The 18,586-nt window shown below is 74.4% G+C and carries 16 protein-coding genes and 1 tRNA gene; 8 read left to right on the forward strand and 9 right to left on the reverse strand.

Annotated elements, in window-relative coordinates:
* The first annotated feature begins 13 nt into the window (after positions 1-13).
* Both ABZ948_RS17630 and ABZ948_RS17635 read left to right on the forward strand, forming a co-directional pair.
* Positions 14-802: an N-formylglutamate amidohydrolase gene (locus ABZ948_RS17630; protein ID WP_359760487.1), complete on the forward strand. Its 789-nt coding sequence runs from the start codon at positions 14-16 to the stop codon at positions 800-802.
* Positions 803-863: 61 nt separating this feature from the next.
* Positions 864-2,087 (forward strand): cytochrome P450, encoded by a 1,224-nt coding sequence (locus tag ABZ948_RS17635; RefSeq protein ID WP_359760488.1) that lies wholly within the window; start codon positions 864-866, stop codon positions 2,085-2,087.
* A 16-nt stretch (positions 2,088-2,103) separates the two neighbouring features.
* Here the strand turns inward: ABZ948_RS17635 and ABZ948_RS17640 are convergent, their stop codons facing one another.
* From ABZ948_RS17640 to ABZ948_RS17650, 3 genes are all read right to left on the reverse strand, one after another.
* Positions 2,104-2,610, reverse strand: coding sequence for a hypothetical protein (locus ABZ948_RS17640; RefSeq protein WP_359760490.1), 507 nt, complete (start codon positions 2,608-2,610; stop codon positions 2,104-2,106).
* A 14-nt stretch (positions 2,611-2,624) separates the two neighbouring features.
* A complete protein-coding gene (locus ABZ948_RS17645; RefSeq protein ID WP_031112930.1) occupies positions 2,625-3,200 on the reverse strand; it encodes an RNA polymerase sigma factor in 576 nt (191 codons plus the stop codon).
* Between the two features lie 62 nt (positions 3,201-3,262).
* Positions 3,263-4,693 (reverse strand): S8/S53 family peptidase, encoded by a 1,431-nt coding sequence (locus ABZ948_RS17650; RefSeq protein WP_359760492.1) that lies wholly within the window; start codon positions 4,691-4,693, stop codon positions 3,263-3,265.
* A gap of 181 nt (positions 4,694-4,874) precedes the next feature.
* Here ABZ948_RS17650 and ABZ948_RS17655 point away from each other — a divergent pair, with 181 nt between their 5' ends.
* Positions 4,875-7,442 (forward strand): CHAT domain-containing protein, encoded by a 2,568-nt coding sequence (locus ABZ948_RS17655; RefSeq protein ID WP_359760636.1) that lies wholly within the window; start codon positions 4,875-4,877, stop codon positions 7,440-7,442.
* Between the two features lie 40 nt (positions 7,443-7,482).
* On the opposite strand, the gene ABZ948_RS17660 is transcribed toward ABZ948_RS17655, so the two are convergent.
* Complete coding sequence (locus tag ABZ948_RS17660; RefSeq protein ID WP_359760494.1) at positions 7,483-9,222, reverse strand: LuxR family transcriptional regulator AbsR2; 1,740 nt, start codon at positions 9,220-9,222, stop codon at positions 7,483-7,485.
* Between the two features lie 96 nt (positions 9,223-9,318).
* Here ABZ948_RS17660 and absR1 point away from each other — a divergent pair, with 96 nt between their 5' ends.
* On the forward strand, positions 9,319-10,401 hold the full coding sequence (gene absR1 / locus ABZ948_RS17665) for a beta-glucuronidase AbsR1 (RefSeq protein WP_359760496.1): 1,083 nt from the start codon (positions 9,319-9,321) through the stop codon (positions 10,399-10,401).
* A 219-nt stretch (positions 10,402-10,620) separates the two neighbouring features.
* On the opposite strand, the gene ABZ948_RS17670 is transcribed toward absR1, so the two are convergent.
* The 4 genes from ABZ948_RS17670 to ABZ948_RS17685 form a co-directional block, all read right to left on the reverse strand.
* Positions 10,621-10,694 (reverse strand) — tRNA-Pro (locus ABZ948_RS17670).
* 43 nt (positions 10,695-10,737) lie between these two features.
* Positions 10,738-11,040: a hypothetical protein gene (locus ABZ948_RS17675; protein WP_359760498.1), complete on the reverse strand. Its 303-nt coding sequence runs from the start codon at positions 11,038-11,040 to the stop codon at positions 10,738-10,740.
* Between the two features lie 177 nt (positions 11,041-11,217).
* Positions 11,218-12,165, reverse strand: coding sequence for a M28 family metallopeptidase (locus ABZ948_RS17680; RefSeq protein ID WP_359760500.1), 948 nt, complete (start codon positions 12,163-12,165; stop codon positions 11,218-11,220).
* Positions 12,166-12,401: 236 nt separating this feature from the next.
* On the reverse strand, positions 12,402-13,400 hold the full coding sequence (locus tag ABZ948_RS17685) for a LacI family DNA-binding transcriptional regulator (protein ID WP_359760502.1): 999 nt from the start codon (positions 13,398-13,400) through the stop codon (positions 12,402-12,404).
* A gap of 111 nt (positions 13,401-13,511) precedes the next feature.
* On the opposite strand from ABZ948_RS17685, the gene ABZ948_RS17690 reads away from it, so the two are divergent.
* Entirely contained in the window at positions 13,512-14,660 is a 1,149-nt protein-coding gene (locus tag ABZ948_RS17690; RefSeq protein ID WP_359760503.1) for a Gfo/Idh/MocA family protein, read from the forward strand.
* A gap of 137 nt (positions 14,661-14,797) precedes the next feature.
* The gene (locus ABZ948_RS17695) at positions 14,798-15,445 is read left to right on the forward strand and encodes a hypothetical protein (RefSeq protein ID WP_359760505.1); all 648 of its coding nucleotides are present in this window, start codon (positions 14,798-14,800) and stop codon (positions 15,443-15,445) included.
* A gap of 23 nt (positions 15,446-15,468) precedes the next feature.
* On the opposite strand, the gene ABZ948_RS17700 is transcribed toward ABZ948_RS17695, so the two are convergent.
* Positions 15,469-16,503 carry a LacI family DNA-binding transcriptional regulator gene (locus ABZ948_RS17700; protein ID WP_359760507.1) on the reverse strand — a complete coding sequence of 345 codons (1,035 nt, stop codon included), beginning with the start codon at positions 16,501-16,503 and terminating at the stop codon, positions 15,469-15,471.
* 108 nt (positions 16,504-16,611) lie between these two features.
* Here ABZ948_RS17700 and ABZ948_RS17705 point away from each other — a divergent pair, with 108 nt between their 5' ends.
* Together ABZ948_RS17705 and ABZ948_RS17710 are read left to right on the forward strand one after the other, a co-directional pair.
* Positions 16,612-17,769: a phytanoyl-CoA dioxygenase family protein gene (locus ABZ948_RS17705; protein WP_359760509.1), complete on the forward strand. Its 1,158-nt coding sequence runs from the start codon at positions 16,612-16,614 to the stop codon at positions 17,767-17,769.
* An 8-nt stretch (positions 17,770-17,777) separates the two neighbouring features.
* Positions 17,778-18,554: an SDR family oxidoreductase gene (locus ABZ948_RS17710; protein ID WP_359760511.1), complete on the forward strand. Its 777-nt coding sequence runs from the start codon at positions 17,778-17,780 to the stop codon at positions 18,552-18,554.
* Positions 18,555-18,586: the final 32 nt, after the last annotated feature.

Here is an 18,586-nt window from a genome sequence, read left to right on the forward strand (position 1 = left end):
CGGGAGCCGCCCCATGACCGACGCGCCGCCCTCCTTCGAACTGCTGCCCGGGGCCGGCCACTCCCCCGTGATCCTCCACGTGCCGCACTCCGCACGGCACATCCCGGACGCCGTGCGCGAAGGGATCGTGCTCGGCGACGAGGAGCTGGCGCGGGAGCTGGACCACATCACCGACGCGCACACCGCGGAGATCGCCGCGACGGCGGCCGGGCTGGCCGGCGTCCGGCCGTGGCGGTTCGTCAACCGGCTGTCGCGGCTGGTCGTCGACCCGGAGCGGTTCCCGGACGAGCGGGAGGAGATGCGGGCCGTCGGGATGGGCGCGGTGTACACGCGGACCACGCACGGCGATCCGCTGCGGTCCGAGGACGTCGACACGGGGCCGCTCGTCGAGCGGTACTTCCTGCCCTACGCGCGGGCGATGACCGACGCCGTGGCGGACCGGCTGGCCGCCACCGGGCGGGCCGTGATCATCGACGTGCACTCCTACCCGAGCCGGCGGCTCCCGTACGAGCTGCACGGGAAGGGCCCTCGCCCGGCGGTCTGCCTCGGCACCGACTCCTTCCACACTCCGGCCGCGCTGCTGGACGCCGCCCGGGAGGCGTTCGCAGAGACGGAGCTCGACACCCCGTTCAGCGGGACCTACGTCCCCCTGGAGTTCTACCGGACGCGGCCCGAGGTGAGCGCCCTCATGGTGGAGATCCGCCGGGACACCTACATGACCGAGCCGGGCGGTCCCGCCGGACCCGGGCTGCGGCGGCTCGCGGCCGCCCTCGCCGGGCTCGTCGACGCCGTGTCCCGCTGAACCGCCACCGGCTGGAGCACTCCCGCGCGACAAGCGCCGGGGACGCGGCGAGGGTGGGTCCATGACGGAGGAGACCACCACGCTGACCGGCCGGACACCGCCCCCGGTGCGGGACTGGCCCGCCCTCGACCTGGAGGGGACGGAGTTCGATCCGGTCCTCGCGGAGCTGATGCGCGAGGGGCCGCTGACCCGGATCCGCCTGCCGTACGGCGAGGGCTGGGCGTGGCTGGCCACCCGCCACGACGACGTCAAAGTGATCACCAACGACCCGCGGTTCAGCCGCGCCGAGGTGACGACACGTCACGTGACGCGGATGGCACCGCACTTCAAGCCGCGGCCCGGTTCGCTCGCCTTCGCCGACCAGCCCGACCACAACCGGCTGCGCAAGGCCGTGGCCGAGGCCTTCACCGTCAGCGCGATGAAGCGGCTGCGGCCCCGCGCGCAGGAGATCCTCGACGAGCTGGTGGAGACGGTCCTGCGCGACGGGCCGCCGGGCGATCTGGTCGAGCGGGTGCTCGAACCGTTCCCGATCGCCGTGGTCAGCGAGGTCATGGGCGTGCCCGGGGCCGACCGGCGACGGGTGCACACCTGGACCCGGCAGATCATCTCCACCTCGGGCGGGGCCGAGGCCGCCGACCGGGCCAAGAACAGCCTGTACGGCTGGATCACGGAGACGATCCGCTCCCGCGCGCACGGCACCGGCGAGGACGTGTACTCCCTGCTCGGCGCCGCCGTGGCCGGGGGCGGGATCAGCGAGACCGAGGCGGTCGGCCTCGCCGGTCCGCTCCAGATCGGCGGCGAGGCCGTCACGCACAACTGCGGGCAGATGCTCTATCTGCTGCTCACCCGGCCGGAGTTGCGGCAGTGGTGGCAGGAGCGGCCCGCAGGGCGGGACGCGCTCCTGGACGAGCTGCTGCGCCACATCCCGCACCGCAGCTCCGTCGGCCTGTCGCGGATCGCGCTGGAGGACGTCGACCTGCGGGGGCACCGGATCCGCGCGGGCGACCCGGTGTACGTCTCCTACCTGGCCGCCAACCGCGACCCGGACGTCTTCCCCGAGCCGGACCGGATCGACCCCGGCCGCGCCCCCAACCCCCATCTGGCCTTCGGCAACGGACCGCACTACTGCACCGGCGCCGTCCTCGCCCGCCTCCAGACCGAGCTGCTGCTCACCACCCTGCTGGACCGGCTGCCCGGGCTGCGCCTCGCCGTCCCCGCCGACCAGGTCGCCTGGCGCCGCCGGACGATGATCCGGGGACCGCGGACCCTGCCCTGCACCTGGTGACCCGACCGGCGTCCGGCTAGGCCCGCAGCCACTCCGTCACCACCACGTCCCCGCCCGTGCGCAGCCGCAGGGCGAACGGGCCGGAGAGCGGCACGTCGCCGGTGAAGCGGCCCAGGTCGTCGGCGGTCAGCGCGGCTCCGGGCCGGGGCCCGCCCAGGACCTCGACGCGGGCCGGCTGCGGCGGCAGCACCTGTCCCATCAGCCCGTCCTCGGTCACCTCGACGTCGACGGTGACCTCGCCCGCCCGGAACGTCAGCATCCGGGGCACGTCGGTGACTCCCCGGACCGGGAGGGCGTCCACGAGCGAGTCGAAGGTCAGCTCGGCGACGCGGGCGTCGAGGTCGTGCAGCGCGTACGCGTCCACGGCGATCTGCTGCAGCTCCGCGGGCACCGGGTCCAGGACGGCGGCGGCCTGCCGCAGCTCCTCCTCCAGCAGCCCGGCGTCGAACTCCTCGTCCCCCCAGTCCCCTTCGGCGAAGACCTCGTCTTCGTCCCTGTCGTCCCTGTCGTCCCTGTCATCCATGTGGTTCGTGCCGCTCACATCGCCCCCCGGGCCTCGAGCCGGGCCCGCAGGCGCCGCAGACAGCGCTGGCGCAGCGGCCCGATGCTGCCCACCGCGATCCCGAGCGCGGCGGACACGTCCTGGTAGCTGGGCGGCGGCGTGGCCATCAGCACGCGCAGCAACTGCCGGCACCGCTCGCCCAGTTCCTCGAACTCCTGCCACAGCCGCCGGACGCGTTCGCTCTGGGCGGCCGCCTCCTCGGAGTCGAGCAGCGACTGCTCCGGCGTGCCGTCCTCGCTGACCCGGTCCAGGAGTTGCGGATCGTCCGTCAGGGTCAGCCGCCGGGAGCTGCGGATCACCTTCAGGCACTCGTGGCGCGCGGTGCTCGCCAGCCACGCGCCCGCCTTGTCGGGTTCCCGGATCCGCCCGAGGTACTGGGCGAAGCGGAACCAGGCGGTCTGGTACACCTCGTGCGCGTCGGCGTCGGAGAGCCGGTGGGCCCGCACCACGGACCACACCAGGGGGCTCAGTCCTTCCACGAGCGCCTTCCAGGCCGCCGCGTCGCCGTCGGCCGCGGCCTGGACGAGCGCGCCGGCATCAGTACGGTCCACGGCAGCCCCACCCCTCGAATACGGCACGTCATCGTACGCCGTGGAGGGGGCGGCTTCGGCCGTCACAGGCCCGGGGCCAGGCGCACGACCGGGACCGGGCGCCAGGTGGGCGGGCGCAGCGCCGGGACGTGCGCCCCGCGCACTTCGGCGTAGCCGGCGTTCGCCGCGAGCAGGTGCCGCCGGGCCGCGCGCGGGTCGGTCTCCTTGTGCGCCGTCATGTGGGCGGCGACCATGCCCGCCGTCACGGGGGTGGCGAAGGAGGTGCCGCTCCACTGGGCGTAGCCCTCGAACATCACCTGGTCCGGCTTGGCGGAGGCGTTCTCGTCGCTCAGCACGCCGGTGTGGCGGGGGTGCCGGCAGGTGCAGCCGTAGGAGAAGCCGTAGCGGCAGGCGTCGTAGGTGGAGTGCTGGTAGACGTACGGGACGGGTGTCTCGAAGCCGGTGAGGGCGCTGGTGAGGCGCTCGCCCGGGGCGTAGATCTTCACCCAGGGGCCGTGGTTGGTGAAGCAGGCGCCGAACTCTCCGTCGCTGCGCAGGGCGCCGACGGAGAGCACGGAGTCCTCCCAGCCGGGCAGGTCGGCGTAGGCGGCGGGCCAGAAGGGCGTGGCGCTGCCGTTGTTGCCGGCGGCGGCGACGAGCAGGGTGCGCTGCTCGCGCAGTTCCCGCATGAAGTTCTCGACGCCGAGCAGGCCGTCGGTGCGGCCGTTGGAGGTGCCGGCGGAGAGGCTGAGGACGTCGGGCCAGCCGCCGGCGTCGACGGCCTCGAAGAGCCTCTCGCCGAACTCGGACTCCAGGACGGCGCCGGCGTCGTTGAGGGTGCCGCGGACGGTGATGTCGGTGTTGGGCGCGACGGCGGCGACCAGCCCGGCGATGAACGTGCCGTGCCCGACGTACTGCTGGAGGATGCCCTGTTCGTCGCACTCCTGGACCTGGGCGTCGCCCCCGGTGTGGGCCAGCAGGCCGCAGGAGCGGTAGTCGTGCATGAGGCCGGTGTCGACGACGAGGACGCCGACGGCGGTGTCCGGGTCGTGGGGCGTGTCGGCTGCGGCGGGGTTGGGTGGCTCGCTGAGCGGGACCGGGACGGGTTCGTCGCCGGGGCAGGCGTTGACCGCGATGTGCACCACGTGGTTGCGGGTGACCATCCGGTGTCCCGCCCGGGCCTCATGTTCCCGTACGGAGCGCAGGGCGTGCGCGACGGCGCGGTCGGCGTCGCGGCCGCCCTCGCCGGGATCGCCGACGCGGATCCGGGTGATGCCGCTGCGGTTGGTCCGCGGCCCGGCCCTGCGGACCTGTTCCTGGTCGAGGTCGGGTGCCGCCGTGAAGTGCGCCCGTACCGTGTCCTCGACGACCTGGGCCTCCTCGCCGTCGCGGACGAGGACGACGCCCTTCTCGTACATGAATTCGGCCGAGTCGTCCGGGCCCATGGCGAGGGGCACGTCCGGCATCGAGCGCTGGATCTGGTCGAACTGCTCGTGGAATCGCTGAGGTGCCATGGCGGGTCCTCCCAGTGGGGCGACGGCGTCGGCCGGTGCCGCGGAGCGGTCGTCGATTCTCTTCGACAAGAGTCACGGTGCGGTCTTTTGATACAGCGCCACCCCTGTGTGGTGCGGTTCGAGGGCCACTACCATCCGAGGAGTGACAGCGGGAAGCGAGTCGGTTACGGAACTGCTGCCGATGGTGTTCGCCGACCCGGGCGAGGCTCTCGCGAGGGCCCGGGCGCTGCTCGACGCCGACCCTTCCCCGCTGGACGCCTCGGTGGCGCATCAGGTGATCGGCATCTGGCAGCGGGACTTCGGCGATCTGCGGCTCGCGCTGAGCCATCTGCGGCGGGCCCGGGAGTGCGCGGCGCGGGCGGACTCGGCGGACCGGGAGGCGGACGTGCTGGCCACCCTGGGGGTGGCGCTGGTGCACGCGGGCCGCACCCGGGAGGGCCTGGCGGCGTTCGAGCGGGGTGTCGCGCGGGGCGGCGGGCACACCCGGGCGCGGGTGCTGTACCGGCGGGCGTACGTGTGGTGGGTGCTCGGCCACCACCGTGAGGCGCTGGAGGACGTACGGCGCGCGGTGCCGGTGCTGCGGCAGGCGGAGGACGTGATCTGGACGGCGCGGGCGCTGACCCTGCGGGCCACCGTGCATCTGGCGCTGGGCGCGGTGGAGCGGGCGGAGGCGGACTTCACCGCGGCCGAGGCGCTGTGGGACACCACCGGGCAGGAGCACGACAAGGCGGACGCGGTGGAGAGCCGGGGGCTGGCCGCGTTCCGGTCCGGGGACGTGCCGGCGGCGCTGCGGCTGCTGGACGAGGCCGAGGAGCGGTACGCCCGGCTGGGCACGCCGACGTTCATGCTGAACATCCGGCGCTGTGAGGTGCTGATGGCGGCCGGGCTGGCGCCCGAGGCGCTGGCCGAGGCGGACGCGGCGATCAGGAAGCTGGACGGGATCGGCGGGCAGTCCACCCGCAAGGCCGAGCTGCTGCTGGCCGCCGCGCGGGCCGCCCGCCCGGCCGGGGACCCGCACACAGCGATCGCCCGTGCCGCCCTCGCGGTACGGCTGTTCGCGGGGCAGCGGCGCACGTGGTGGGAGGCGCATGCCCGGCTGGTGCTGATCGAGGCGCGGCACGCGGCCGGGCGCGGCTCGGGGCGGCTGGTCGCGGACGCCGCCGCGGTGGCCGAGAAGCTGGCGTCCTTCGGTGCTCCGGCCGCGCCGGAGGCGTCGCTGCTGGCGGGCCGGATCGCACTGGGCCTGGGCTGGACGGCGGACGCCGAGCGGCATCTGGCGGTCGCCGCGCGCAGCCGGCACAGCGGCCCGCCGCTGGCGCGGCTGACGGGCTGGTCGGCGCAGGCGCTGCGGGCGCAGGCAGCCGGCTCGACCCGGGGTGTGCTGGAGGCCTGCCGGCGCGGTCTGGACGTGCTCGACGACCACCGGATGACGCTGGGCGCCTCGGAGCTGCGGGCCCGGGCCACCGAACAGGGCGCGGAACTGGCCGCGTTGGCGCAGCGGGCCAGTCTGGTGTCGGGCGGGCCGCGGCGGCTGCTGGTGTGGAGCGAGCGCTGGCGGGCCACGGTGCTGTCGGCCCCGCCGACTCGGCCGCCCGCCGACCCGGAGCTGCTCAGCGGCATGACGGCGTTCCGGGAGATCGCCTCGCGGGCGGAGGCGGCCCGGATGGAGGGCCGGCCGGTTCCGGCGCTGGAGCGTGAACAGCGGCGGCTGGAGCGGGAGATCCGGTCCCGGACCCTGCACATGCGGGGCGAGGCGCCCGGGGGCGGCGACCGGTTCGATGTCGGGCGGCTGCTGGAGCGGCTGGGCGACGAGGTGCTGCTGGTGGAACTCGTCGTGCTCGACGGGCGGGTGCAGGTGCTGCTGTGCGGGCGGGGGCGGGTGCGACGGTTCGAGGCGGGGCTGCTGGCCGAGGCGGAGACCGAGGCCGAGCACGTCCAGGCCGGGCTGCGGCGGCTGGCCCACCCGGGGGCCGAGGCGCGGCTGCCGGTGGTGGAGGCGGCGGGTCGGCGGTTGGAGGAGCTGCTGCTGGGACCGGCCGCGGCGCGGCTGGGCGGTGGCCCGGTGGTGATCGTGCCGCCGGGGCGGCTGCACCGGGTGCCGTGGGCGCTGCTGCCGTCGCTGCGGGAGCGGGTGCTCAGCGTGTCGCCGTCGGCGGGCAGTTGGCTGCGTGCCCGGGAGACCGCGCCGCCGCCGGACGGCTGTCATGTGCTGGTGCGCGGCCCGGGCCTGGCGACCGGCGGCGCCGAGGTGCCCGAGCTGGCCGGCCGGTACCCGTGCGCGACCGTCCTGGAGGACGACGAGGCGCGTGTGCCGCGTGTGCTGGAGGAACTGGACGGGGCCGCCCTGGCGCACATCGCCGCGCACGGCACGTTCCGCGCGGACAGCCCGCTGTTCTCCTCGTTGCGGATGGCGGACGGGCCGATCGTCGTGCACGACTTCGAGCGGCTGGACCGCAGCCCGTACCGGATCATCCTGTCCTGCTGCGACACCGCCCGCTTCGCGTCCGTCGGCGCCGACGAACTGCTCGGCCTGGTCACCGCGCTGCTGCCGCTCGGGACGGCCGGGGTGGTGGCGTGCAGCGCGCCCGTCAACGACGCCGCCGTGGTGCCGCTGATGCTCGCGCTGCACAAGGGCCTCGGCGGCGGGCTGTCCCTGGCGGAGGCGCTGCGCGACGCCCGGGCCGCCCTCCCGGGCGACGCGCTGCACCAGGCCACGGGGTGGGCGTTCTCGGCGTTCGGGGCGGCCTGACCCGACCCCTGTGCGGGTCAGGCCGCCGGTCCGCCGCGCCTCAGGCGGGCTGGGCGTGCGGCAGTTCCGTCAGCCACGGCAGGGCGCCGCGGTCGCTCGCGCCGAGCCGGGCGTAGGCGCTGTACAGGTGGTTGCCGACGGTGCGGATGGACAGGGTGAGGCGTTCGGCGATCTGCCGGTTGCTCAGGCCCGCCGCCGCGAGGGTGACGATCTGCCGCTGCCGGGCGGTGAGTTCGCCCAGGACCAGTCCGGACAGCGCGGGTGTGCGGGCGCCCTGGCAGTGCCGGGCCAGGGCGACGGCCCGGGTGCGGGAGCGGCGGGCGGCGCGCGGGTCGCGGTGGGCGCGCACGGCCTGGGCGTGTGCCTCGGCGGCGAACAGCGTGAAGCCCCGCCGCTCCAGTTCCTCGGCCACCGCGTCCAGGGCCGGGCCGTCGGCGCGGGTGAGCGCGTCGGCGTGCCGGGCGAACACGCCGCTCAGCCGGTCGATGACCTTCTCGGGGGCGCCGAGGCGGACGGCGTCGTAGGGGTCGGTGAGGGTCTCCAGGTCCAGGTCCCCGGCCCTGTCGGCCACCGGATCCCCGGACAGGGCCGAGGCGCGGGCGAGTTCCTCCCGGCACGCCGCGTCCCCGGGGTGGTGTACGAGCCCCTCTCGCGCCCAGGCGGCCGCTTCCCTGGTCCGCCCCCGCAGGCGGGCGTACCGGGCGCGTAAGGCGGCGTACCCGCCGGGCAGCGGGCCGCCCTCGGCGACCAGCCACTCCCCCACGGGTGTGGGCGTCGCCCGTACGTCGTCCTGGCCGATCCGGTGGGACAGCGCGGCCGCCTCGGCGTCGAGGGCGTGGGCGTAGGCGTCGGGCGTCCGGGCCAGGCGGCGTGCCCGGAGCCTGCCGGCGGCGGCCCTGAGCGCCGGGCCGTACAGGGGGTGGGCCAGCCGGACGGTTCCGAGGTCGTCGACGTGGACCAGGCCGTCGGACTCCAGGACTTCGAGGGCCCCGAGGTCCAGGTCGTCCGGATCCGACGGGAGGGGCTCGGCGAAGGCGAGGCGGTCGAGGGTCTCGCGTTCGCGCGGGCAGGTGCGGCCGAGGACGTGGGCGGTGCGCTCGCGCACGGCCGTGGTCAGCGGCACCGGGCCGCGCCAGGCCCGCTCCTCGGTGCCGGGGACGGGGGTCAGCAGGCCGCGCACGGCGTCCAGCAGGTCGCGCAGCAGCCGCAGGTCACCCCGGCTCAGGCGCCGCAGCCGGTCGGCGGTGAGCGGTTCGAGAGGTCCGGCGCCGGCCGTGAGGAGCTGTGCGGTCTCCTCCTCGGGGAGCGGTTCGAGGGTGAGGCGCGGCAGGAGGTCGCCGGTCCACAGCCGGGAGATCGCGCCGGGCACCGGGGCGCCGTCCGTCGCGACCACCAGCAGGCGGGTGCGGCCGTGCACGGCGAGTTGGTGGACCAGGGCGGCGGAGGCGTCGTCGAGCAGGTGCGCGTCGTCCACCAGCAGCGTGCGGACGTCGGACAGGAGCCGGACCGCGCGGTGCGGGGTGACCGACTCGGGCAGCAGGTGGGCGAACGCGGCGTAGGGCAGGCCGCGGCTCCCGGGCGTGCCCGCGGCCCGGGCGCAGCCGGTGCCGCGGATCGCCTCGGTGACGAGGCGGGTCTTGCCGCAGCCCGCCGGGCCGGTCACCACGATGCCGCGGTGCGGGCCGGCCAGGGACCGGCGGACCAGCTCCAGTTCGTCCTCCCGCCCGGCGAACGGCCAGGGCAGCTCCAGCGTCGTCGCGTCCCGTTCGTAAGTCGTCACACAGACATGAGCGCGGTTACTCAGTTCTGATACAGGGCGACTTGAGTAGCCCCCGACTCAGGCGCCCGGGACGGGCCGCACGGCAGGCTGTGGCCCATGACCGCACGCTACTGCTCGCTGGCTCAGACGCCGGCGCCCGCCTTCGCACCGGGGCTGGCGGCCGAGCGGCTGAGCGCGCTGGCGGGCGGACGGCGGATGTGGGTCAACGGCACCGTTCTGCACTACTGGTTCTTCGACGGTGACAGCGACGCGTCCGTCATCCCCGTGCCGGGGGCGGGGATGACGCGGCGGGTGTCCTGGGCGGGTGCCGAGGAGCAGCGGGACGTCGTGCGCGGGTGCTTCCGGGAGTGGCAGGACCTCGGCATCGGCGTCACCTTCGCCGAGGTCGACGACCGCTGCGAGGCCGAACTGCGCATCGGGTTCCAGCCCGGCGACGGCTCCTGGTCCGCGGTGGGCCGGGAGGCGCTGTCGGCCGGACTGCACGAGCGCACCATGAACTTCGGCTGGGACCTGACCGCGCCGGGGGAACGCGCGACGGCCCTGCACGAGATCGGGCACGCGCTCGGCATGCTGCACGAGCACCAGAGCCCGTTCGCCGGCATCCACTGGGACGACGAGGCCGTGTACGCCGAGATGGCCGGCCCGCCGAACCACTGGAGCCGGGAGAGGACGCACTACAACGTCCTGCGCAAGCTCGACCCGGACGAGGCGAACGGCTCCGTCTGGGACCCGCAGTCGATCATGGAGTTCCCGTTCTCGTCGGGGCTGGTCCTGGAGCCGGAGCGGTACCGCGCGGGGTTGCACCCGCCCGGCACCCTGTCCGCCGCCGACAAGGAGTTCGTGCTCCGCTGGTATCCGCCGGCGGACCCGGCGCCGCCCGCGCTGGTGCCGTTCCGCTCGGCGCCGCTCGGGCTCGGCCCGGGCGAACAGGCCGACTTCGTCGTCGATCCGCCGGAGACCCGCACGTACACGCTGGGCACCTTCGGCGACAGTGACGCCGTCGTCGTGGTCTTCGAGGAGCGGGACGGGGAGCCCCGTTACCTCGCCGGCCGGGACGACGGGGGAACTCCGCACAACGCCACGATCGCCGTGCGGCTCGTCAAGGGCCGCCGCTACGTCGTCCGCGTACGCCTGTACTCCGCCTGGGGTTCCGGCGAGACGGCGGTGATGTGCTGGTGACGGCACACACGCACCGCGCGGACACCTGAGCCACAGTCCGGCACCGGGGGAGCGGTCGAGGACGTCACCCATGGGGGTGGGTGACGTCCTCGACCACGCCATGTGCCGGCTGATCGCGCGGGCCTCTCCGCCGACCGAGGGCGTGCCCGCCGCGCCCGGAAAGCGCGGAGGCCGCATCGGATCTCTCCGATGCGGCCTCTCACGTCCGGCCTTCCCCGGTCGGGACGACAGGATTTGAACCTGCGACCCCTTGACCCCCAGTCAAGTGCGCTACCAAGCTGCGCCACGTCCCGATGCGCCTCGCGCGGGTGAACCGCGTGATCGCGCAGGTCAACCCTACCGCATATGGAGCGGGGACTCGGTTTCGCTCCCCTGGGGGCGGGGGGTGCGCAGCGGGTACGGGCCGGGCATCGGCTCGACGGGCTCCGGGGGTTCGTCCCTGGGTCCGCGCCGGCGGCCGATCTGCGCCCCTGTCCAGCCGGCGAGGCCCACCGTCGAGACGGCCACGGCGAGGACGGCCCACCAGGGCAGGCCCGCCTTGGTCGCGTGTCCGGCGCAGGCCGCGACGGCCAGGAGTGCCGGGACGGCGCCTCCGGTCGGTCCGGCTCGCCGGACGGGTCGGTGCCGCGTGTCGTCCACCTGCTGCTCCCCCTTCGCCGCGCACTCGTACGCCCCGGCCTTCCCAACGGCCGGGCATATGCCGCAAACAATACGCGAGTCGGCGGGAACTCCCGACCAGGGCATAGGGGTTGAGACGGGCCGAGACCGACCGAGACGGACATCGGGCGGTCTGTCCGCACGTGGGCGGAGAGGGCGTCAGGTGGCGAGCAGGGTCGCCAGAGCGGCTCTCGTGACGTCGGCCAGGTAGGCGTAGTCGAGCGTGGCGGGGGTGTCGGTCGTCCGGTGGTAGTGCGGGTTCCCCTCCCCCTCGTACGCGCCGATCGTCACGTCGCCCCGCGCCTCGAACGGCATGTAGTCGCTGGCGTAGATGGGGCCGAGCCGGACCGGCAGCGCGGTGTGGTCCGCGGCCGCCTGCGCCAGCACGGCGGCGAAGGCAGCCGACGCGGCGTCGTTGCCCGGCACGGCGTTGCCCAGGTCGCGTTCCACCGTCACCGAGCCGTCCGCCGGAGGCCTGCCCACCATGTCCAGGTTGACGACGCGCTGGACGTCGGCCCCCGCAGCCCGCAGTTCGCCGGCGTACGCCGAGGAGCCCCACAGTCCCTGTTCCTCGCCGGAGAACGCCACGAACCGGATCGTCGAGGTCAGCGCGACCGGCGCGAGGAGCCGGGCGATCTCGAGGACCGCGGCCACGCCGCTGGCGTTGTCGTCGGCGCCCGGCGCCCGGGTCTCCGCGTCGCGCGGGTCCTCCATGCGGCAGTCGTAGTGGGCGCACACGAGGACGACGGGGCCGCCGGTCTGTGTGCCGGGCTTGGTGCAGATCACGTTGTCGGCGCTGTGCCCGGCGTTGGTCCAGGTGCGCCGGGCCACGTCGGTGTACCCGGCCGCGGTCAGCCGGTGCACGACCTCGTCGGCGGCGGGCCCGACGAAGGGCGAGAAGGTGTGCCGCGTGGGGAAGGCGGCCAGGGCCTCGACCGTGTCCCGCAGCGCGTCCGCCGACACCGACTGGACGGGCACGGCGGTGAGCCGTTCCGGCGCCCTGCCCGCCGCTTCGCCGCTCACCGGCACGAAACGCTCGGCGGCACTGGGCGGGTGCCCCTTCTCCGGCGGCGCGAGCGGCAGTCCCTCCCGTACGTCACGTCCCATGACGGGCCTCCTCGACGGGTGTGGAGGGCGGGCCGGCAGAACGCTCGACGCGAGCGGGTGCGCGTCCCTGGGCGCCGGCCGCGTGACGGCCGCGGTGGCCGGGAACCGCCAACTCGGGGCGGGCCGACCGGAGGTGACGCTCGTGGAAAAAGCCTATCGCCGTGTCCCGGGGCTCGCGAGTCCGGGAAGTGCCGCCCCCGGCAACTCTGTTGTCCGGTCAACCAAGGGGCGGGTGGTCAGGCCGGCGGCGCCGTCGTCCCGCGGACCTCCAGCGTCGGCGCGGCCAGGTGGAGCCGTCCCGCGCCCTCCGGCCGCTCGAAGCGGTCGAGGAGGAAGCGGGCGGCCCTGCGGCCGACCTCGTGACCGGCGTTGTCGACGGTGGTGAGCCACAGGTGGCGCAGCCGGGAGACGCTCGTGTTGTCGTAGCCGACGACGGACACGTCGTGCGGGACGCGCAGCCCGAGCTCCTCCGCCGCCGACAGGGCGCCGACGCAGGTGATGTCGTTGACGGCGAAGACGGCGGTGGGACGGTCGGGGCGGCTCAGGAGGCGGACGGTCGCCCGGTAGCCGCCCTCCTCGGTCATGTCGCCGGTCTCGACGACGGCCCGGTCCGCCAGGCCGTGTGCCCGCATCGTCGCCTCGAAGCTGCGGCGGCGCAGTTCGCCGACGGCCCCGTAGCCGGCCAGGTGCGCGATGCGGCGGTGGCCCAGGCCGATGAGGTGCTCGGTGACCAGCCGGGCGCCCTGCTCGTCGTCGCCCGCCACCCGGTCCACCCCGGGCGGCACCGGCTCGCGGGCACCGGCCAGGACGACCGGCATGCGCGCGGCGACGGCGCCGAGGGCCGCGGGGTCGGGCAGGGTGCCGACCACGACCAGGCCGTCGACGCGCAGGTCCAGCAGCGGATCGGCCGGGTCCTGGCCGGTGCGGCGGTTGAGGCGGGCGTCGGCCAGCAGCATGTGCAGGCCGCCGGCGTGCAGGAGGGAGTTCAGGCCGTCGAGGAGGTCGACGAACCAGGGGTTGCGCAGGTCGTTCAGGAGGACGCCGACCGTGCGGCTGCGCTGTTCGCTGAGGCTGCGCGCGGCGGCGTTGGGCCGGTAGCCGAGTTCCTGGGCGGCCCGCAGGACGGCTTCCCGCTTCTCGGGGCGCACCTGGTCGGAGCCGCGCAGCACCAGCGAGACCAGCGACTTGGAGACGCCGGCCCGTTCGGCGACGTCCCGGATGGTCGGCGCTCTCATGACATGGACCGTTCCATGAGGGGCGCGGGCTTGTCAAAGGGTTGACAGCGACGGGAAACCGCGCTCAGGGTGGGCTGGACAGGTTGTGGAACGGTCCAAAGAGGGGCTCTCATGGTGGACACGCTCGGCGTCGCCGTCGTCGGATTCGGCTGGATGGGTCGGGTGCACACCCAGGCGTACGCGCGCGTGCGGCACCACTACCCCCGGCTGCCCCTCGTTCCGGAGCTGGTGGCGGTCGCCGAGGAGGTGCCGGGCCGGGCCGAGGAGGCCGCCGCGCAGTTCGGCTTCGCCTCGACGACCCGCGACTGGCGCGAGGTGGCCGCCGATCCTCGGGTGAAGGCGGTCAGCATCACCGCGCCGAACTTCCTGCACCGTGAGATCGGCGTCGCCATGGCCGAGGCGGGCAAGCACATCTGGATCGAGAAGCCGGTGGGACTGACCGCCGAGGACGCCCGCGCGGTGGCGGACGCGGTGGCCAAGGCGGGCGTGCGGGGCACGGTGGGCTTCAACTACCGCAACGCGCCGGCCGTGGAGGCGGCCCGCGAGCTGATCGCCTCCGGGGAGATCGGCACGGTCACGCACATCCGCGTCCGGCTGTTCAGCGACTACGCGGCCCACCCCGAGGGCGCGCTGACCTGGCGCTACGAGCGGGAGCGCGGCGGCAGCGGGGTGCTGGGCGACCTGGCGTCGCACGGCGCGGACCTGGCCCGGTTCCTGCTCGGCGACATCACGTCCCTCACGGCCGACACGGCGGTCTTCCTCCCGGAGCGGGCCCGCCCGACCGGGGCGACGGCGGGCCACAGCCGCGCCTCGGGCGAGCTGGGCCCGGTCGAGAACGAGGACTACGTCAGCTGCCTGCTGCGCTTCGCCTCCGGGGCGCGCGGGGTGCTGGAGGCCTGCCGGGTCTCGGTCGGCGAGCAGAACAACTACGGCTTCGAGGTGCACGGCACGAAGGGGGCCGTGTTCTGGGACTTCCGGCGCATGAACGAGCTGGGGATCAGCCGCGGCACGACGTACCAGGACCAGTCCGTCAGCACGGTGTACGTCGGCCCGGGGCACGGCGAGTTCGCCGCGTTCCAGCCGGGGGCGGCGAACGCCATGGGGTACGACGACCTGAAGGTCATCGAGGCGTACCGCTTCCTGACCTCCGTCGCCGAGGGCACCGCGCACGGGGCGACGCTCGACGACGCCGTGCGCAGCGCCGCCGCGCTGGACGCGATGAGCCGGTCGGTCGCGAGCGGCACCTGGGAGACCGTGTAGGGACCGCCCGGGGGTGTCCTCAGGACCACCGTGGATCCGGCGCCCAGGCCCAGGGACGGCGAGTCCCGGAGACGGCAGGCTTCTCGGTACCGGGGAATCCGCCGGAACCAGCCACACCGACCTCTCGGGGGACTGCCGTGTCCGAATCCTTCTTCCGCCGCCTGACCGGCCTCGCGGGCATCACCGCCGCGGTCGCCCTGATCATCGGGGTGCCCCTGTACTTCGTCTACTCGGGGCCGCCGCCGGACTCCAACGTCCTGGCCCGGCTGCTGATCCAGATCGTGGCGCTCGCGTCTCTGGTGGTGTTCGTGACGGCCTTCCGCGAACTGGTCAGGCGGGTCGGTCCGGCGTACGACTGGGCCGGCTCCCTGGCCTTCGCCACCGGTCTGGTCTACGCGACGGTCGTCCTGGTCTCCAGCGGCCTGGAGGCCGGCGAGGTCATCGCCAGCGACCGCACGATCGACCCGACCATCGAGGTCAGCGGTACGTACATCCTCTACGGGTCGATCTCCCGGCTGATGCTGGCGCTGTTCCTGACCGCGGTGGGCCTCGTCCTCACCCGCGCGAAGCTGCTGCCGCGCTGGACCGGCCGGTCGGCGTACGTCCTCGCGGCGGTCAACCTGGCCTTCGTGCCGTCGCTGTTCTTCGGCAACGACCCGGCCGACTTCTACGCGGCGAACGGCTGGGGCTCGACGGCCTCGATGGGCGCCCTCCTCAGCTACTGGCTGCTGGCCGTCGGCGTCTCGGCCTACCGCAGCGCCGGGCGCCCCGCGCTGTCCCGCTGATCCGCTGCCGCCGCGGGCGACGGTCACACGGCCGTCGCCTGCGGCGGCATGTTGTACGGCGTCACCACCTGGATCGCCGACGGCAGGGTCGGCCCCGCCGGGGGCAGGGCGCCGTGGGCGCGCATGACGGTGTGGCAGGCCTCGCGCACGTCCTGGCGGAGGTCGTGGTGGAGCACGGCGGACAGGCGGTGCTCGCGCAGCAGCCGGGTGTTGTCGTAGTCGAGGTCGTGCGCGACGAACACCGCGCAGGCACGGCCGAGGTCGTCGAAGGCCCGCAGCGTGGCGATGTTGCCGCCGCCGATCGAGTACACCGCGCGGATGTCCGGGTCGCGTTCCAGCGCGGCCCGGACGAGGTCGTACTGGGTGGCGTCCAGCCCCTGGCCCTCGGCGATCTCGACCAGCGTGCGCTCGGGGTGCCGGGCCCGCATGGCGCTGCGGAAGCCCATCTCGCGCTCCTCCTCGTTGCGGAAGAAGCCGCTGCTGAGGCTCGTGAGGATGTTGCCCGGCCGCTCCCCCAGCCACTGCCCCATGAGGTACGCGGCCGTCGCGCCCGCCGCCCGGTCGTCGATGCCGACGTAGGCGAGGCGGGCGCTCGCGGGCAGGTCCGTCACGAGCGTCACGACCGGGATGCCGGCGGCCGCGAGCCGGCCGACGGCGGCGGTGACCTCGGGGACGTCGGGGGCCTTGAGGATCACGCCCTGCGAGCCGCGCCGGCCGATCCGGTCCAGGGTCCGCACCAGTTCCCCGACCGGGCCGGTCTCCCGGAAGTGGAAGCGGGAGCGCAGCACCGCCGGGTGCAGCGACGGCAGCTCGGCCTCCAGAGCGGCCCGGATCGCGGTCGTGAAGCGCTCCGGCGCCTGCATCACGATGTCGACCATGAACGTCCGGCCCACGAGCCTGACCTGGGTGCGCTGCCGGTCGAGGTCCGCGATGGCCTGGTGGACCTCCCGCGCGGTGCTCTCGCGCACGCCTCCCCTGCCGTTCAGGACCCGGTCCACGGTGGCCTCGCTCAGGCCCGCCTGACGTGCGATCTCCCGGATCGGGAAGGGGTGGCCCACGCCTCGCCTCCTTGAAGGGTTTTTGATGGACCGCTGCTGGTTGTTCGAGGGGTTTGTACTGACAAGAATGACAGGGCTGCGTCGGTCCGTGACCCCGAAGGGACGACGATGTCCATCACTTCCCTGTCCCGCCGTGCCTGGCTGTCCGAGCACGACTGCGATCTCGACGCGTTCCGCGCGCTGGTCGAGCAGGCGACCGATCCCGCCGACTACCCGCACGCCTGTGCCGTCGAGCGGAACGTGCCGGTCTACGACGCCGGCCTGCTCGAAGGCGACCGCGTGGTCCAGGCCGAGCTGGTGCGGGCGCTCGACGACGGACCGGGCATCGTCGTCTTCCGCGGTGCCTTTCCCGATCCGGAGGTGGTGGACCGGGCCACCGCGGTGTTCGAAGGGCTGATCGCCGAGCAGCGCGCCTCGGGCGCGACCGCCGGGGACCACTTCGCCAAGCCGGGTGCCAACGACCGGGTGTGGAACGCGCTGGAGAAGGCGGCCCTCTACGACGCGGAGGCGTTCGCCGACTACTACGCCAACGAGGTCCTCGCGCTGGTCTCGACGGCCTGGCTGGGCCCCGGCTACCAGGTCACCTCCCAGCTCAACGTGGTCAACCCGGGCGGCGCCGCGCAGACCGCGCACCGCGACTACCACCTGGGTTTCCTGTCCGACGAGGTGGCCGCCGCCTACCCGGCGCACGTGCACCGCCTCTCCCCCGTGCTGACCCTCCAGGGGGCGGTCGCGCACTGCGACATGCCCGTGGAGTCCGGGCCGACGATGTACCTGCCGCACTCGCAGAAGTACGAGCCGGGCTATCTCGCCTGGCGGCGGCCGGAGTTCCGGGCGTACTTCGAGGCGCACCACGTGCAGCTGCCGCTCGCGAAGGGCGACGCGGTCTTCTTCAACCCGGCGCTGTTCCACGCCGCCGGCACCAACCGCTCGGCGGACATCCGGCGCATGGCCAACCTGCTCCAGGTGTCGTCGGCGTTCGGGCGCGCGATGGAGACGGTGGACCGGGAGGCCGTCGCCAACGCGGTGTACCCGGTGCTGCTCAAGCGCCGCGCCGAGGGTGCCGACCAGGCGTGGCTGGACCGTGTGATCGCGGCGAGCGCCGAGGGCTACCCCTTCCCGACCAACCTCGACAGCGACCCGCCGGTCGACGGCCTGGCCCCGCCCTCGCAGGCGGATCTGCTGCGGCGGGCGCTGCGCGAGGACTGGACGCCGCAGGCGCTCCGGGCGGAGCTGACGGCCGCCGCCGAGCGGCGAGAGAGCTGAGGAATTCCATGGGACTTCTCCACGACAAGGTCGTCCTGGTCAACGGCGGCAGCCAGGGCGTCGGCGCGGCCATCGCGCGGGCCGCGGTCCGCGAGGGGGCGGTCGTGGCCGTCACCGGGCGGCGTCCGGAGCCCGGTGAGGCGCTGGTGGCCGAGCTGGCCGCCGCCGGGGGCAAGGCGATGTTCGTACGGGCCGACCTCGCGGACGCCGAGCGGGCGAAGGCGTCGGTCGCCGAGGTCGTCGGCGCGTTCGGCCGGGTCGACTGCCTGGTCAACTCGGCGGGGCTGACGTCCCGCGGGACGCTGCTCGACACCACGCCGGAGCTGTTCGACCAGCACATCGCGATCAACCTCAAGGCGCCGTTCTTCGCGATGCAGGCCGCCGTCGCGGACATGGTCGGGCGCAAGGCGCCCGGCACGGTCGTCAACATCATCACGTCCTCGGCCCACGGCGGGCAGCCGTTCCTCGCGCCGTACGTCGCCGCCAAGGCCGGTCTGATCGGCCTGACCCGCAACGCCGCGCACGCCCACCGCTGGGACCGGGTCCGGATCAACGGCCTCAACATCGGCTGGACGGCGACCGAGGGCGAGGACGCCACGCAGAAGACGTTCCACGGGGCCGGGGACGACTGGCGCGAGGAAGCCGCCGCGAAGCTGCCCATGGGCAAGCTGGGCCAGCCGGACGAGATCGCCGACTTCGTGGTCTTCCTGCTGTCGGACCGGTCCGGGGTCGTCACCGGGTCGGTGATCGACTGGGACCAGAACGTGCTCGGCGGACTCGACTGACACCTCCCGCAAGAAACCCTCCTCCACCCTCC

The sequence above is a fragment of the Streptomyces olindensis genome (assembly GCF_040645895.1).
GTDB classification, from domain to species: domain Bacteria; phylum Actinomycetota; class Actinomycetes; order Streptomycetales; family Streptomycetaceae; genus Streptomyces; species Streptomyces olindensis.

Bases quoted from the DNA above. Each gene is read 5' to 3' on its own strand.
- ABZ948_RS17630 (WP_359760487.1), top strand. From the start codon at position 14: ATGACCGACGCGCCGCCCTCCTTCGAACTGCTGCCCGGGGCCGGCCAC.
- ABZ948_RS17635 (WP_359760488.1), top strand. From the start codon at position 864: ATGACGGAGGAGACCACCACGCTGACCGGCCGGACACCGCCCCCGGTG.
- ABZ948_RS17640 (WP_359760490.1), bottom strand. From the start codon at position 2,610: ATGGATGACAGGGACGACAGGGACGACAGGGACGAAGACGAGGTCTTC.
- ABZ948_RS17650 (WP_359760492.1), bottom strand. From the start codon at position 4,693: ATGGCACCTCAGCGATTCCACGAGCAGTTCGACCAGATCCAGCGCTCG.
- ABZ948_RS17655 (WP_359760636.1), top strand. From the start codon at position 4,875: ATGGTGTTCGCCGACCCGGGCGAGGCTCTCGCGAGGGCCCGGGCGCTG.
- absR1 (WP_359760496.1), top strand. From the start codon at position 9,319: ATGACCGCACGCTACTGCTCGCTGGCTCAGACGCCGGCGCCCGCCTTC.
- ABZ948_RS17680 (WP_359760500.1), bottom strand. From the start codon at position 12,165: ATGGGACGTGACGTACGGGAGGGACTGCCGCTCGCGCCGCCGGAGAAG.
- ABZ948_RS17685 (WP_359760502.1), bottom strand. From the start codon at position 13,400: ATGAGAGCGCCGACCATCCGGGACGTCGCCGAACGGGCCGGCGTCTCC.
- ABZ948_RS17690 (WP_359760503.1), top strand. From the start codon at position 13,512: ATGGTGGACACGCTCGGCGTCGCCGTCGTCGGATTCGGCTGGATGGGT.
- ABZ948_RS17705 (WP_359760509.1), top strand. From the start codon at position 16,612: ATGTCCATCACTTCCCTGTCCCGCCGTGCCTGGCTGTCCGAGCACGAC.
- ABZ948_RS17710 (WP_359760511.1), top strand. From the start codon at position 17,778: ATGGGACTTCTCCACGACAAGGTCGTCCTGGTCAACGGCGGCAGCCAG.